General features: G+C 56.7%; 10 protein-coding genes and 3 pseudogenes. 9 read left to right on the top strand and 4 right to left on the bottom strand.

Annotated features, from left to right (window positions below):
• Positions 1-328: 328 nt before the first annotated feature.
• Positions 329-736 (bottom strand): AraC family transcriptional regulator, encoded by a 408-nt coding sequence (locus QCE64_RS37790; RefSeq protein ID WP_310009507.1) that lies wholly within the window; start codon positions 734-736, stop codon positions 329-331.
• A gap of 1,177 nt (positions 737-1,913) precedes the next feature.
• On the opposite strand from QCE64_RS37790, the gene QCE64_RS37785 reads away from it, so the two are divergent.
• The 9 genes and pseudogenes from QCE64_RS37785 to QCE64_RS37745 all read left to right on the top strand — a co-directional run.
• Positions 1,914-3,338, top strand: coding sequence for an IMP dehydrogenase (locus tag QCE64_RS37785; protein WP_310009506.1), 1,425 nt, complete (start codon positions 1,914-1,916; stop codon positions 3,336-3,338).
• A gap of 221 nt (positions 3,339-3,559) precedes the next feature.
• Positions 3,560-4,642 carry a siderophore-interacting protein gene (locus tag QCE64_RS37780; RefSeq protein ID WP_310009505.1) on the top strand — a complete coding sequence of 361 codons (1,083 nt, stop codon included), beginning with the start codon at positions 3,560-3,562 and terminating at the stop codon, positions 4,640-4,642.
• A gap of 845 nt (positions 4,643-5,487) precedes the next feature.
• Positions 5,488-5,871: an IS66-like element accessory protein TnpA gene (gene tnpA / locus QCE64_RS37775; RefSeq protein ID WP_310009504.1), complete on the top strand. Its 384-nt coding sequence runs from the start codon at positions 5,488-5,490 to the stop codon at positions 5,869-5,871.
• Positions 5,859-6,206: an IS66 family insertion sequence element accessory protein TnpB gene (tnpB, locus tag QCE64_RS37770; RefSeq protein ID WP_310009503.1), complete on the top strand. Its 348-nt coding sequence runs from the start codon at positions 5,859-5,861 to the stop codon at positions 6,204-6,206. Before tnpA ends, tnpB begins: the two co-directional genes overlap by 13 nt.
• A gap of 63 nt (positions 6,207-6,269) precedes the next feature.
• Positions 6,270-7,585, top strand: a pseudogene (gene tnpC, locus QCE64_RS37765) (IS66 family transposase); the annotation flags it as partial.
• 157 nt (positions 7,586-7,742) lie between these two features.
• Complete coding sequence (locus QCE64_RS37760) at positions 7,743-8,975, top strand: site-specific integrase (RefSeq protein WP_310009502.1); 1,233 nt, start codon at positions 7,743-7,745, stop codon at positions 8,973-8,975.
• Entirely contained in the window at positions 8,972-9,919 is a 948-nt protein-coding gene (locus tag QCE64_RS37755; RefSeq protein ID WP_310009501.1) for a tyrosine-type recombinase/integrase, read from the top strand. The genes QCE64_RS37760 and QCE64_RS37755 overlap by 4 nt, the downstream gene beginning before the upstream one ends.
• Positions 9,916-10,910: pseudogene (locus tag QCE64_RS37750) on the top strand (tyrosine-type recombinase/integrase). Before QCE64_RS37755 ends, QCE64_RS37750 begins: the two are co-directional and overlap by 4 nt.
• Positions 10,911-10,997: 87 nt before the next feature.
• Positions 10,998-11,243, top strand: a pseudogene (locus QCE64_RS37745) (transposase domain-containing protein); the annotation flags it as partial.
• 435 nt (positions 11,244-11,678) lie between these two features.
• On the opposite strand, the gene QCE64_RS37740 reads toward QCE64_RS37745, so the two are convergent.
• From QCE64_RS37740 to QCE64_RS37730, 3 genes are all read right to left on the bottom strand, one after another.
• A complete protein-coding gene (locus tag QCE64_RS37740; RefSeq protein ID WP_310009500.1) occupies positions 11,679-11,987 on the bottom strand; it encodes a DUF4148 domain-containing protein in 309 nt (102 codons plus the stop codon).
• A 1,040-nt stretch (positions 11,988-13,027) separates the two neighbouring features.
• Entirely contained in the window at positions 13,028-14,254 is a 1,227-nt protein-coding gene (dxr, locus tag QCE64_RS37735; protein ID WP_310009499.1) for a 1-deoxy-D-xylulose-5-phosphate reductoisomerase, read from the bottom strand.
• Positions 14,255-14,404: 150 nt separating this feature from the next.
• Entirely contained in the window at positions 14,405-15,478 is a 1,074-nt protein-coding gene (locus tag QCE64_RS37730; protein WP_310009498.1) for an MFS transporter, read from the bottom strand.
• Positions 15,479-15,490 lie beyond the last annotated feature (12 nt).

Genomic DNA, 15,490 nt, shown 5'->3' with positions numbered 1-15,490 from the left:
GCAGCTTCGATCCCGCCGCCTTCGATCTCGTGCTAACGAATCAGCGGCTCTCAGAGGTCAAGTTCTGATCGTCAAGACGGCCTCAGATTGACGCTTACGACAAAGTGGTGTCCATCAAATCGAAAGTGATGGACATCATTGTGCTGCGTACTGAGGTCACCCCCTACAACGGTCGAGACGAGCCGCTTACGAACTACCCATCTGAGTAGGGTTTGCTCGCCAAGCCAATTACCCCCACAAGCTCCGCCTGTTAGCGCGTTCACATCGGAGTTCTGGAGGCAGGCCGTTGACGCATTTCCCTTATCGACAAACGGATTCGGGTTTCGCATTACTCAACGTCGTTGGCGAAGAAGGCCCCTGGCGGCATGCCGAGATTTCGTTTGAACATAAATGTGAAGGCGCTTTGTGAGCTATAGCCAAGGTCAGCGGCAACATCGATCACTCGCCGACCGTCCGCAAGCCACTCGAGTGCAAGTAGGAGTTGCGCCTGCTGTAGCCACCGCCTATAGGGCATCCCAGTCTCCCGAACGAACGCACGTTGCAATGTCCTCTGATTGATGTGCAACCGGCCAGCCCATTCCGCTAGCGAAACATAGCGATCAGGCTCTCGCAGCACATGTCGTTCGATGCGCACAAGTCTTCCGTCCTGCAGCGATGGCAAATGAAGCGGCAGAACAGGGACTTCATCTAGTTCGTCGATGAGCAGCGCGGTCAGCGCGAAATCTCGGTCCGACATGGGGGTGCCTTCTGGTCTTCCAGCAAGCGCTGCAATGACCTCCCGGAGGAGCGGTGACACGTTCAGCACACAACTCTTGGCTGGCAACAGAGCGTGGGGTGGGGTTTTCAGCAAAACCGATCGAAGCTGAACATTTCCACTCGTTCGAGTCCAGTGCTTTGCGCCAGGCGGTAGCCATAACGCTCGCGTCGGCGGCGCCACCCAATAACCCTGCACGCTGCCGACAACGATAATCCCCGTAGCAGCGTAGATCAGCTGGCCGTCCTCGTGTTCATGTGCGCCAAAGGTTAGCGGCTCCCTGTAGTCTGCCGTACTCCCTTCCACTACGAGAGAATGCTCGTCGGGCACAATACCCGATAATTGCCTCAACGAAAAAATATGCGCGAGATGAGGCACCTCTCGTCTCTTTACAGTTGCCTCCCCCATAACAGTTCCTTAGCGAATAACAGACTTATGCAATTCAATCACCCTCTGACTCCGGCCACTGCTCAAGGTTGGCCATTTTAGGAATTCGATGCCTCAGCGCCTTAAAAGACCTAAAATTCACTCCACGGCACGGGCGATTCCATCGTTTGATCAGCGCGCAAGATTACAGCGCTGCGCAGTGTCTATTCGGAAATCTCAATTCACAGCGAAATATCGTGTCGAGCGAGAGGCTCAAGTGAGAAAAGCTTCCTCTTCTGTCGGGCGAGGACTCTGCCCCTAGTTCCGATCTCAGCATCAAGATGATCGTAACGTCTTAGTCGCGGTGCGGCCCATTTCTATCGGCCATCTATTGTCGACAACAAGCCAACGAATGTTCCTTTAGGGTCACATTAACCTCGAAGAACATGACGTCCCCTAAATTGGACCAATAAGCTTGCGGCTCGAGCTAATGTGAGTTGGACAATGACTAATAGGCTCCTCGTCGAGCGACGGGTCCGATCTCAATGAGTCAGGGCCTCCGACATCGCTATGCATTCCGCCGTCACACACTTCAACACGAAGGGACTCGTGCAAAACCATTTCGCAACAAACGCCCAGGTTGGACCAGGCAAAAAATCTGTCGCAATCTCAATAACTCCAGTCGATCTGTAGAAAACTTCACGACGCGACTTTCAATAGACTTAGGGCAATGCAAAACCCCTTTTACTTTTGATATAGCCATGAGAGGCGTAGGGATATTCCGATGCGGCACATGCAATCTGCACTGACATACGACGATGTACTCCTTGCGCCCGGTCCTTCCGACCTCTCGTCCAACGATGCCGAACTGAGCACCCTTTTTAGTCGGAATATTCCGCTCAGTGTGCCGCTGGTATCAGCTGCAAGATGTGACGTTACGGAATCGAAACTTGCCATCGCGATTGCCGAGATGGGGGGCCTTGGAATCATCCATCGAGGTCTAACTGTCGAACGGCAGTCGCATGAGGTCCAAAGAGTCAAGCGCCACCAAGCCAGCATCGTTACCGATCCACTTACCGTTGATCCCGCGACCACCATAGAGCGCGTCAAGAAAATGGTCGCTGCCTCTGGCATCTCAGGGTTCCCCGTTGTTGAGACCGGTGGTTTGCTGGTCGGCGTAGTCACTAACCGTGATTTACAGTTCGCGCCTTATTCCAGCCACCTCGTTCGAGACGTGATGACCCCTCTCGAACGGTTGATCACGGTTCGGCGTGGGGAGTCCCTGAGCAAGGCTCGTGAGCTCATGCACCAATCTCGGCTCGAACGAATTCTCGTCGTCGACTCGGCATTCGAGTTGTGTGGCATCGTTACCGCAAAAGATATAAACCAAAGCATCGCCTATCCCGACCGATGTCGGGATGCCGAAGGGCGCCTACGAGTGGCCGCAGCAGCCGGAACGTCCGCCGGGGAACGTCACCGCATACGCAGCCTAATTGAAGCCGGGGCCGACGTTGTAGTTATCGAGGCGACCCACGCACACAGTCACGCGGCGCAAGATCAGGTTCGGTGGATGAAGCGAAGCTATCCTTATATAGACGTAGTTGTCGGCAATGTAGTAACTGGCGAGGCGGCACTGGCCTTGGCGGACTGTGGAGCGGATGGCATCAAGGTGGGGATGGGTTCAGGGGAGCCAAATCATCTTCAATCGAGTGCTGGCTTCGGAATTCCATTGCTCAGCGCCATTTTCGATGTCGAAGACGCGCTTGAGGGCACTCATATACCAATAATCGCGGACGGCGCCATTGCCCACTCGCGCGATGCCGTCAAAGCAATCGCCGCAGGGGCGTCTTCGATCGTACTTGATACATTATTGGCTGGCACAAGCGAGGCGCCAGGTGAGGAATTTTTAGATGATGGACGGCTCTATAAGCGGCTCGCGAGGGACCCGCAGCGTACGTTTGCTTCAAACGACATGCAGGGACGAAATTCAACAGATTTCGAAACGTACGATTTCGAATCGGGGAGGTGCCAGGAAGCCCGAGCAAACTATCGTGGCCCGCTTGCATTGACCGTAGATCAGCTGACAGCCGGCATTCGAAGGGGAATGATGTTTTGCGGGACGAGATCAGTCGCAGACTTGCAAAGAGAAGCAAACTTCGTGCGATTGAGCGCAGCCGCGATCTCGGGATCGCGTATGCGCGACGTGGGAGCCATATGAATTTTCGCCCCGTGAATTCAAACGCTCTGCCTTGTTCCTTCAATTGCGTCGTTGACAACAGACTACAGAGCCAAATCAAAATGAACAGTGTAATTGACCGGCGACCCATTTCCTTACGTACTTGCAATCGCCGGGAGAGGCGACTCATCTTTTTTCTGCGGTTGATAGTGCGTAGCAAGGTCGATGACCCAACAATCACTCGCCACGCAGCAGGTCTAAACATGCGCCGCGGAGCAGCTTACGCATTTTCTCGCCTTCTTTCTAAGATATCGTTTCTTCAACCATCATTTCAATTGATGTCTCCTCTCGCCGGCTTTGTTAGCAGCGATGAACTGAACCTATTAACTGGCTTGCGTCGCGCGTCCTTGGCAAACGTGACGAACGAGCAGCCGCTAATTGAACTAGATTTTGCCGCGATACTTTCCCTTGGCGACTTGCTATCGATCGCGGGGAGATTTCTAAGGGCGGCCGGGATCGTGTTGTCCCCCCGCCCTCTTCTTCCGGATGCTATTGACGTCCACGAGATAGCCCTAAGAGACCCGCCAACCGATCCGAGTTGCACGTTTCGGCCTGTCCACGTGAGTTCAAGCCTGCTGATTGCACCGAAGGTTCGGCGACTCCTTCTAACCGGTTCCGCCCTTAAAGAGCTCGCTCCCCACAAACCGGCGCAGTGGATCGAATTATTCTCCGAAAAGAGCCTACCGGACACGGCTGTCGGTTCAAACTCCGAACCCTACCTGTCTGGACGGGTCTATACCGTTCGAGAATTCAATCCGACTGCTTGCACAATCGCGATCGATGTGTTCCTCCGTGAAACGGGGGCCATGTCGCAACAGTTGGATACTGCAAAATCGGGTGATCGATTCGTCATCACAGGAACGCATGGTGGCTTCGCTGGAGTACCCGCAGACTGCGAAGAGTTCGCCCTCGCCGGCGACGAGACTGCGATGCCTGCAATCGCGTCAATCCTTGATTCGCTTCCAGACCACATCACGACTCAATTGTTTATCGACATTGAAGACGAGGCAAGCGTTACGTCCTGTTCTCCAGACCAAGTACGGCCGTTTGAACGAATTTTACGCCATGCAAATTGCCACCTTGTACCTGGTCGACTAGCAAGTACGCTGACTGCGTGGGCCTCTCATCACCCTGGTGCGTATATATGGGCCGCTGGCGAGGCGAATGAGATGGACGAAGTGAAGCGCACGCTTCAATCCGGACCAAAGCTCGATGCGCGACGTGTACACACGCGAGGCTACTGGCGAAGCAGCGCTATGACGTTTGGCTCGCCGAGAAGCCAATAGCTGAGCAGCGAAAGCACGAGCTAGCCGCTATCCTTTCCACGACCGCCAATTAAGAACCGCACTTCGATGCAAGAGGGTTTTCCGAATTTAAATCCTTATTCCTCGGCGGATTTTTAAAATTCCCAACGGCTCACTTCTGACGTGAAAAGAAAACACTCCAAGCACGCGGCGTTCGCGTCATTATGTGAACGTGTACTCTCGCTCTTCGACTGCACAGTTTCTCACCGCGACGTCCCGCTTCATTCATATGACACGGGCAAATCGCTATATGTTCCCGCAGGAATTGCGACATTACGTACACAAATGACTATCTGGATGCTCCGGCCCGCTCGGGAATATGGATTCCGGCTACGACTCCGCATTACCTCGGCCTTGACGACGCCAGGGATGATGGCCCTGTCCGACCACATTCCGTCGCGGAATCCAGTCGCGTTGAACGCGACCCGCTTATCTCTGCGATCGTAGTCGACGAACTGCATCGAGCAGCGACGGCGCCGATCCATCTCTCAATCCCACGAAACCCGGTTATCTTTGGGTCGAGCGAAATATTTATTGCAGATCCGACACGCTTAAATCCACTCGCAGCGGGAGAAAAAACTACATCGTAAATCTCGAATGTTTGCACAAATGTTTCGTTGAGAAACAGGGCTCACATGTGGAGAGTGGCAACGTCGCGTCCGTGTGCTTCTTAGCTTGCCCCAACTCGCATCAGGCGGCACTCTGAATGAAGTCGCTCACGCCTTTGGATACTTGGATACGAACGGCCGTAAGCGGCCAGCCAATCCGTCTTGAGTTTGGTCGAAGCGCTTGGGCGTATCGTGTCCACCTAACGAATAAGCGGACACGTGAACACTATCGAATCGGAATCACTCCCCGAGCGTCGTCGTCGACAACGCTATAGCGAGGAGTTCAAGGCGCAGGTAGTAGCGGCCTGCCAGGGAATCGGCGTATCGGTTGCGGCAGTCGCTCTGGAACACAGGCTCAACGCGAATCTGCTGCGGCGCTGGATCGATCAGGCCGAAGGCCGACTTCCCAAGAGACCGCTGGGTCGTCCACCGGCCACGCCCCCGTCGCTGCCAGCCTTCGTGCCGGTGGCATTGGGAACGCCCAGTCCGCATTCGCCGGAGATCCGCATTGAGATACGCCGAGGAGATCAGTCGATCACGGTGAGTTGGCCGGTATCCGAGGCCACCCAGTGCGCCGCCTGGCTACGCGAGTGGCTGCGGTGATCCGTGTAGACGAGATCTGGCTGGCGGTCGATCCACTGGACATGCGTGCCGGTTTCGACACGGCCCTTGCGCGTGTGGTCAAGGTGTTCGGCGCCGCGCACCCACACCATGCCTATCTGTTCGCCAATCGGCGCGCCAACCGCATGAAGGTCCTGATTCACGACGGGATCGGCATCTGGCTGGCCGCGCGACGCCTGAATCAAGGGCAGTTCGCGTGGCCGTGCATCGGCAGTGAACCGCGGCAGCGTGCCTTGACGCATGAACAGCTGGCCGGCCTGGTGCTGGGCCTGCCCTGGCAACGCATCGGCGAGGATGGCGTGATCCGCATCGTCTAAATCCGGCGGGGAGGTAAACAGTCGCGCTTCCTCCGTCTGCAGGGTTCTGGCAGACTGGCCTGCATGAACCCCGCGGACCTCGACGCACTCAACCCGGAACAGTTGCGCGCCCTTGCCGCGCAACTGATTGCCGAGGTCAGGGAGAGGGAGCGGGAAGCGAGTGAACGAAACCGGGAACTACGCTTCCGTCAGACCCGGATCGATCAACTCACCCACGAGGTCTCGATCCTCAAGCGCCAGCAGTTCGGCCGGCGCAGCGAACGGCTCAACAGCGAGCAGATGAACCTGCTCGACGAGGCGATCGATGGCGACCTGGTTGCCATCGAGATGGAGCTCGAGCAACTTGAGCCGACACGAGTTGAACGGCAACGCGAGCAGCCGAAACGTGCACCGCTGCCGCCGCAACTGCCGCGCACGGACATCCATCACGAACCGGACAGCACAACGTGCCAGTGTGGTGACGAACGCATCCGCATCGGCGAGGACGTGAGCGAGAAGCTGGACTACACGCCGGGTGTGTTCACGGTGGAACGGCACATCCGGGGCAAGTGGGTGTGCAAGGCCTGCGAGACGCTGATCCAGGCGCCGGTTCCGCCGCATGTGATCGACAAGGGCGTGCCCACCGCCGGGTTGCTCGCGCAGGTGCTGGTCGCCAAGTACGGCGACCACTTGCCCCTGTATCGCCAGGAACAGATCTTTGGTCGTGCAGGACTGGCCATCCCGAGATCCACGCTGGGTGCCTGGGTGGGCCGGTGTGGCGTGCAGTTGCAGCCGCTGGTCGACGCACTGCGCCAGGCCATCCTGCAGCACGACGTGCTGCACGCGGACGAGACGCCGGTGCAAATGCTCAGCCCCGGCAAGGGCAAAACACACCGGGCATACCTGTGGGCGTATACGTCGACTCAGTTCAGCGAACTGCGCGCGGTGGTCTACGACTTCGCCGAGAGCCGCGCCGGTGCGCACGCTCGCACGTTCCTGAAGGGCTGGCACGGCAAGCTGGTATGCGACGACTACAGCGGGTACAAAGCCTCGTTCCAGCACGGCATCACTGAGATCGGATGCGCGGCACATGCCCGGCGCAAGTTCTTCGAACTGCATGCCAACCACAGCAGCCAGGTTGCGGGGCAAGCCCTGCCGTTCTTTACCGCGCTCTACGACATCGAACGCGAGGCCGCGGGACTGGATGCTGACGAACGGCAGCGGCTTCGTCAGCGCCGGGCCAGGCCGGTTTGTGATGCCCTCCATGAGTGGCTGGTGACGCAGCGCAAACTCGTTGCGGAAGGCTCGGCGATTGCAAGACGCTGGACTACAGCCTGAAACGTTGGGATGCGCATACGCGCAATCTCGACGACGGGAACGTGCCGATCGACAATAATTGGTGTCATGCCGCTAGCGGCATGAACCCAGTTATGCCGACTCCCCGATTATGCCGCGTCGTGCACATGCGTGGCGGTGGGTGTGGCCTTTCGTGATCGCTGTGCCGGCATAAACCTATGATTTCTCAGGCTGGCTATTGCGCTGGCCAGGAGAGATCAGATGAATGCGACACGTACAGCCAGCGAATCCGGCGCGATACCGGCCCATCACATCGATGCATTTCTTGATCGTCTACGCACGGCACACTATTCCGAGGTATCTCTTCGCAAGAAACGAAGAGTCCTGTGTGCTTTCTCTGGGTGGACGAAGCGCAGGAACATCGACCTGATTGACCTCGATGAGGCTGTCATTGCTCGCTATATAAAGCGCATGATCGACGCTTCGCGAGACCGCGTCCAGCGTGCTCGTCCCACACTACGGCAGTTTCTCGCTTATCTGCGCGCGGAAGCCATTGTGTGTTCGCCGACGTCAGGCGAACAGTCCGAGATCGCGCACATTTATCGCCGATACCTGGACTATCTGAAGCAGGATCGTGGACTCGCGAAGAACTCTCTGCTCGTCTACGCTCCGTTCATTCACGACTTTCTCGACAGCCACTCGGTCAGCAGCGGGAGTTTGTTGCCAGATGCGTTTGACGCGGTAGCGATCCGGAATCATCTTCTTGCCCGCAGCAAAGGCCGATCGGCGGAATACACGCGGCTGATGGCAGTTGCGCTTCGCTCGTTCTGCCATTTCCTCTTTCTACGTGGCGATACGGCCCGAGACCTGGCTGGGTCAGTGCCCTCGGTTCGTAAGTGGCGACAGTCGACTGTGCCAACGTTCCTCACGCCTGAGCAGCAAGAAGCTCTCATTGCATCTGCCGACCGGTCGACTCCGACGGGGCTCCGTGACTATGCAATCCTGCTGCTGTTGGCGCGGCTCGGATTACGTGCCGGAGAAATCATCGCAATCGAGCTCGACGACATTCACTGGCGTTCGGGGGAACTGGTCATTCATGGCAAGGGGAACATGGTCGAGCACGTGCCGCTCTCATTGGAGGTCGGAGAAGCAATCGCAACATATCTCCGCGATGGTCGCGGAGCGAGTGCATCGCGTCGCGTCTTCCTTCGCAGATTGGCGCCCCGGGTTGGTCTGGCGGGACCGGCGGCGATTGGCAAGATTGTTTGTCAGGCCTTCGCACGTGCAGGTTTCCGCCCCGCGTGCCGGGGCGCCGCACATCTGTTTCGTCACGGTCTGGCGACCACGATGATTCGCCACGGGGCCTCGATGGCAGAAATCGCCGAGGTCTTGCGGCACCGCTCTCCCGACAGTACCGCGATCTACGCAAAGGTCGCGTTTGAAGACCTGCGCGGTGTCGCGCGTTCGTGGCCCACGGCGGGAGGTGCAATATGACTGCGATCCATGAGTCTCTCGCCCAGTACGTGGCAGTCCGCCGTGCTCTTGGGGCGTCATTCTATGAGCCTGCGTTGGCACTCGGTCATTTCGTTGATCTGCTGGAACGCGAAGGCGCCGAGTTCATTACAACCGATCTGGCTCTGCGCTGGGCGACGACGCCCGAACTCGTCGAACGCGCTACGTGGGGGCGGCGTCTCTCTCAAGTGAGAGGATTTGCCAGATGGATGAACGTGCTTGACAGTCGAAACCAGATTCCGCCAGCAGGACTCCTCAGTGCCCGCAGACGGCGCAACGCCCCGCATATTTACACTGAGCAGGAAATTGATCTGCTTATGACCCGCGCCGCTCAACTGCGATCCCGAACCGGCATGCGAGCACTGACTTATTCGACGCTCATAGGGCTTCTTGTAGCGACGGGCCTCAGGCCAGGCGAAGCGCTTCGGCTCGACCGGTGCGACGTTGACCTCGTCAGTGGGATACTCTCCGTCCGGGAATCGAAGTTCGGCAAATCCCGCTTTGTTCCAGTCGCAGAGTCTTCACGGGTGGCACTCGAACACTATGCCCGGAATCGCGATCAACTCTGTCCTGTACGCTTGAGCGAGGCGTTCTTGGTTAGTGAGCGCGGCAAGCGACTCAAGGCAAGCACTGTACGAAGCATGTTCGTCAGAATGTCGCGCGCTGTTGGTCTGCGATCGGCCACAGAGGACGGGCGCGATGGTTACGGCCCGCGCCTCCAAGACTTCCGGCATAGCTTCGCGACTGGAAGGCTGGTCGAATGGTATCGCGCTGGTCTGGACGTGAGTCGGGAATTGCCGAAACTTGCCGCGTACCTCGGGCATGTCAACATTGGCCTTACGTACTGGTATATCGAATCGGTTCCGGAGTTGCTTGAACTCGCGGCAGCCTATCTCGACAAGGACTGTTCGGGAGAACGAACGTGAGCGCCGCCAGTCTCCCAGCCCTCGTTCAGCGCTTCTTCACCCAGCGCTTGCTCGAGCAGCAAGGTCTGAGTTCGCATACGGTGGCAAGTTACCGTGACACGTTCCGGCTGTTGCTGGCGTTCGCCACGAAGCATATAGGGCGCGCGCCGTCAAAGCTGCGAATCGAGGACTTCGATGTGTCGCTGATCGCGAAATTCCTGCAGCACCTCGAACATGGCAGAGGCAACTCGGTGCGCACACGCAACACGCGGCTTGCCGCCGTGCATGCCTTCTTCCGCTTCGTCGAAGTCAGCGAGCCTGCGTTGTTTCTGCAGTGTCAGCGCATTCTTGCAATTCCATCCAAACGCTGCGAGCACGGCCCGGTTGAGTTTCTGACCGAGAGCGAGGCCGCCGCTTTGGTAGGGGCGCCTGACATACGAAACTGGATCGGCAACCGCGACCGAACGCTGCTTCTTGTAGCAGTTCAAACGGGTCTGCGCAATAGCGAATTGACCGCACTCCGGCGCCAGGATGTGGCGCTCGGCACAGGCGCCCACGTTCGTTGCCTCGGCAAAGGCAGAAAGATGAGATGCACTCCGCTGCGACGGATGTATTTGCCGTCCTGAAACAGTGGCTGCTGTATCAACCAGGCGAACCAGGCGATCCGGTCTTCCCCAGTTCGCGCGGCGGTCATCTCAGTGCCGATGCTCTTCAGCGACTCGTGTCGCGCAACGCCGAAATCGCGCGCCTCTCATGCCCCTCGCTGAAGAAGAAATCAATAACGCCTCACACGCTTCGGCACACGGCCGCAATGAGCCTGATGCATCACGGCGTCGACCTGGCCGTGATCGCGCTCTGGCTCGGGCACGAGTCCTCCGAGACCACTCAGATCTATTTGCACGCCGACATGCAGCTCAAGGAACGCGCGCTCGCGCACGCGACGGCGAGCGGTGTTGCACCGGCACGGTACAAACCTCCAGATCCGTTGCTCGCCTTCCTGGAGGCTCTCTGATAATGCCGAAAACCGGAGCGACCGGGAACAGAGATCCGCCAACCGTTGTGCCCGTGGATCCATGGCGCGGCATAATGAGGGAGTCGGCATAACTGGGTCGAAAACCAGATCCGTCCTTGGGCAGTCGGCCGGTCCAATTGGCTGTTCGCCGGATCACTGCGTGCGGGTCAGCGCGCGACCGCAATCATGAGCTTGGTCCGCTCGGCACAACTGAACGGGATCGAGCCTCTCGCCTATCTGAAGGACGTGCTGACGCGCTTGCCGACCCACAAGGCCAACGACATCGACTCGCTGCTGCCGCATCGCTGGCAGCCACTCTCGGCTGTCGCCTAAACTCGCTCGTCAAGATGGGTTGGCCGGCCGCTTACGAAAGGCCGAGTACTTTCTCCGATATGTTTAGACGCGTAGTCGGAGTGCGGCCGAGCGAATTTTTTCCTCGGGGAAGGGCCGGGAAATAAATTCGCTCAGCTTCGCTTGAGGCGCAGGACCACTCAAATTGACTGCTGGCGTTAGTCGCATTAGAGCCTGTAGGCACCACCTCCGAGCGTGGCTTAACTAAAGCCGACCTTCGCCTTGCGAGCAACGAGTGCGAAGCGATTTCAGTCATTCGTCGCGTTCAGGAGGTACTTATTTCCCTATCCCTCATCAAGGCAGCTGAAGCGTTACAGATTTTGAACCCGTCAGGTTAACGCGAGACGGCCGTGGGATGAAATCCGAATCAATAGGGAAATTCGGCAGCAATATCTCTATACGAACTACGACCTCGGTCTAAGGATGGCTGTACATCGCGTCCCAGTCGTTTCTTGATACACCCGACCGCCCAGTTTCGCTCGTGCTACCAGTGGCTCCTCCGACCCCTGTTTTCGCATAATGCTGCGAACGTTTAGCTTCCGCAGCCTGAATGTCTGCAGGATAGTTCGGATTCTCGCCAAGAGAGCCGTTGTATCCAAATTCCCTGAGTTCGGCGATTTCAGCACGCACTTGCGCGCGGGTTAACCCGTGACTCTCTTGCGCAAACCCGGCAAGTGGTGAAGCCAAGCAGAGACTAGCAACGATGGTGTGGACTAGCGACTTCAAGATATCTACCTCCAAAAATTGAACATCCGCTGCTACGACACGGTCTGCGCGTAGTCAACAAGAGTAGTTTATGCAAACACTCGCTGTGAATTAACCCCCCGAGGAGGAAAGAACCGTTGTTCGATACGATGGAGTTGAGGCCAGATGTACAGATCTACAAATGCCCGCTTTTACTTCTCTAAGCCGCTGGTCCTATTCGGCATCGCTATGTGAATAATCCTTGGCGTCCGATACCTGAACATTTATTCCGCAGGCGTGTTCTTAAAGAAGATCCAAACTCTCGTCTTTCCGGAATCTGCACCTGGGAAGCGCAAGATGGATGCAACGGCATCAGACGCGTTACTGGCTAGTCCAGCATGGATTTGCGGTTCAGTATGCGATACAAGGATTCCGAGGTAACAGAACTACCAGCTTCCTTAGGATGACTGCCGTCGGATGCCGATCCGTTATGCTTTCGGCTTCTTGTGGGCGTGACGTGCGCTTTAGATCCAAACAAGATTCCTTGCGGTTATTCTTAGAATGGAGGATAGGCACGGCGCACAGGGCGCGGCGACGCCTGTGACCAAGGCACAGACACGTATTACTCACCTATCCGTCATCCACTCGCATTTCCGATTCTTACAGGGGCGTCAGAGTTCGCTCCAGGGATTCGGTCAGCAAGACCAATCGCGTTCGCACAATTTTTTGTTGCTTATTTTTCGAGGACCTCAATGTTTTTCTTTATCGGTTAGATGCGCGAATGGTGACTATTGTGAGGAGAGTTATCGCTTCTACTTTCGACGCTAGGACAGACTGAACAGATGAGTGGTGGGGAATGTAAGGGGCGTGCGCGCCATCGACGTTCATTTTCTCCGAAACCAATGCTAATTGGCTAAATGCCCCAACTTCAGCGAGGTGCGACTCATGAGATGAGCCGCGCGCGTCGTCCAAGATCAGTTACCAGTGAGCATGCTATCCTTACCGCGCACGGCCAATTGCCATCTAACCCGTTACGGAGTTGACGGGCCCTCTGAAGTTCGAATAGCGACGAGGAAACATCACTATCTTAGAAGCGAATCCGATACACGGGCGAATTGATCTGCACAGAATTCCGCAGCGACCTCGCAAATGAGAGGGATATCGTCGAGCGATCCACAAAATCTTCCAATCCCTCGTTCAAGGCATATATCGATCAGCGTCGCAATGTCGGTTAGGCGAATACGGCCGTCGACGAAGGCAGAGACCGCCAGTTCATTCGCCGCGTTAAATATGAGTGACCCATCGCCTCCCATTCTCAATGCCTGCCGAGCGAGACTAAGGGGCCGGAATTTGTTTAAATCGATTTCCTCAAACTCGAGCTTTCTCAGCTTCGCGAGAGAAAGTTTTTCAACTCCGGTCGGTAAGCGATTCGGCCAGCTTAGCCCATATCCAATCGCCGTCCGCATATCCGGACGACCAAGCTGAGCGATCATGCTCCCATCCTGATAGCACACTGCAGAGTGCAGCACGGAGGACGGATTTATTACGACATCAATCCGGGCTTCGTTGCAACCAAATAAGTAGGCGGCTTCGATCAACTCGAGACCTTTATTGGCCAAAGTGGCACTGTCGATCGTGTTTTTAACTCCCATCGACCAGTTTGGATGGTTGAGCGCGGCTTCTGGCGTCGCTTGTGTCATTTCTCCTAGAGTCGCCGTTCGGAAAGGTCCACCACTGGCGGTTAGTAAGAGAGATTCAACTTCTTGATGGCTGCCAGCTAACAGTGATTGATAGATCGCACTATGTTCAGAATCGACTGGTATGATTTTCGCGCTCATACTATCCGCAAGTGCCAGCAGGCTTGGACCACCGCATACCAGCGCCTCTTTGTTCGCAAGCGCCACGTTATTTCTTGATCGCAGGGCCGCCAAAACTGATGGAAGGCCTTCGGAACCGGAGATTGCTGCAAGCACTACGTCGACAGAGTCCGTCGCTAACTGAGCGGCTCCGCTTGGGCCATGAAGCAGTTGAACGTTGGCCGCTATCGAATGTCCAATGAATGACCTAGCAGCTCCTTCATCTTCTATGCTCACGCCTGTGCAGCCAAATTCGTTGCATAACGCGAGGGCGGCGCGCCAGTCGCTTTTCACCGCGATATTCTTTAAAGAAAACTTATCGCGATGAAGGCGCAAAAATGCGACGGCACTCGAACCGATAGAGCCTGAGGCTCCAAGAATGGTGACATCCTTTAGCTTAGTTTCGTACATAACAATTCTTAAAGAGTGGAAGCGTTCTAAAGTCATAGACATAACAGGTGTCTAGGTGCACGATTCCTATGCTAAATCGCCTTAGGTCTTGTGCCGAGGTGCGACTACGCGCCATGCACGTTCTTTAGATGCAGGCTTCGCGTTGCCAAAACAGGAGTGCGACAACGGCGCTGAGTGCTTCGATACTCAGAATCAGCACAACGCATGCACTCCACCCACCTTGGAAATAGGCAATTCCCGGAAGCAACGCGCCAACGCTTCCGCCCGCGTAATAGGCGCAGACGTACAGGCCCGCCGCAGAAGACCTGCCTCGGTTCGCACACGACCGAGAGTGCTGCTTGCAGCCGAATTGGCCACAAAGACCCCTGTTGATACCAGCGCAAGGCCAGCGCAGATAATCACGACGTTGGGCGTAAGCGTCAAAAGCAGTCCAACTGCCGTGATAGAAAGCGCTGCGAAGAGGCCGGTTCTCGCTCCCACGCGATCCATCCAACGACCAGCAACTGGAGTGGCGACGGCCCCGAAGAGGTTTAGCAGGAACAATAGGCCCAGCGCGGTCGACCCAAGGTCGAAGGGAGCCGCAGCGAGACGGAACGTGATGTAGGTAAATGTCGCTACGAAGACGAAGAGGGTGTTGAAGCCAACAGCAGCAACGGCGAGAAAGCTGCGACTTTTCAGGTTCAGTGCCATCGAGCGAAAACCATCAACCGCATTGGGTTGGCGGTGAAAGTTCCTGGAGACCGGGAGAAACGCCCAAACCAGACATCCTCCACAAAATAGCAAGATCGATGTCGCTTCAAATGCAGCCTGCCACCCGGCGTGAGATGCGCAAATTCCTGCGATCACGCGTCCGGAGACACTCCCGAAGACGTTGCCCGACACGTAAGCAGAAGTGGCTGAAGCGCGTGTTGCTCCGGTCCACTCCTCAGAGATATACGCGAGCGAGACTGAAAAGATTCCGGGGATCAGCAGTCCTTGCATAAAGCGCCAGCCGATGAGCCCGTGAAGCGTCGACGCGGTCGCCGCAGATAACGTAGGCACGGCAAGACCCAGCGTTGCTGCCACGATTAAGATCTTCCTTCCCCACAAATCGGCAAAAATCCCGATGAACGGCGCTGCGAGAGCGACCGCGAGCGTAGTCGCAGTAATGGTGAGGCTCGCTACGGCATTCGACGCGGCAAACGACTCGGCGAGCAACGGTAAGAGCGGCTGAGTTGTGTAGACCGCAAGGAACGGGCAAAACCCACAAAGTGCGACTGCAAACATTCGCATCCGCTC

It is taken from the genome of Caballeronia sp. LZ043 (assembly GCF_031451075.1).
GTDB lineage: Bacteria > Pseudomonadota > Gammaproteobacteria > Burkholderiales > Burkholderiaceae > Caballeronia.
Note: the sequence above shows the minus strand (reverse complement) of the source record. Positions and strands in the feature narration are given on the sequence as shown.

Coding starts and splice junctions, on each gene's coding strand:
- QCE64_RS37755 (WP_310009501.1), top strand. CDS start 8,972: ATGACTGCGATCCATGAGTCTCTCGCCCAGTACGTGGCAGTCCGCCGT.
- QCE64_RS37730 (WP_310009498.1), bottom strand. CDS start 15,478: ATGTTTGCAGTCGCACTTTGTGGGTTTTGCCCGTTCCTTGCGGTCTAC.
- QCE64_RS37760 (WP_310009502.1), top strand. CDS start 7,743: ATGAATGCGACACGTACAGCCAGCGAATCCGGCGCGATACCGGCCCAT.
- QCE64_RS37780 (WP_310009505.1), top strand. CDS start 3,560: ATGCGCCGCGGAGCAGCTTACGCATTTTCTCGCCTTCTTTCTAAGATA.
- QCE64_RS37785 (WP_310009506.1), top strand. CDS start 1,914: ATGCAATCTGCACTGACATACGACGATGTACTCCTTGCGCCCGGTCCT.
- QCE64_RS37790 (WP_310009507.1), bottom strand. CDS start 736: ATGTCGGACCGAGATTTCGCGCTGACCGCGCTGCTCATCGACGAACTA.
- dxr (WP_310009499.1), bottom strand. CDS start 14,254: ATGTCTATGACTTTAGAACGCTTCCACTCTTTAAGAATTGTTATGTAC.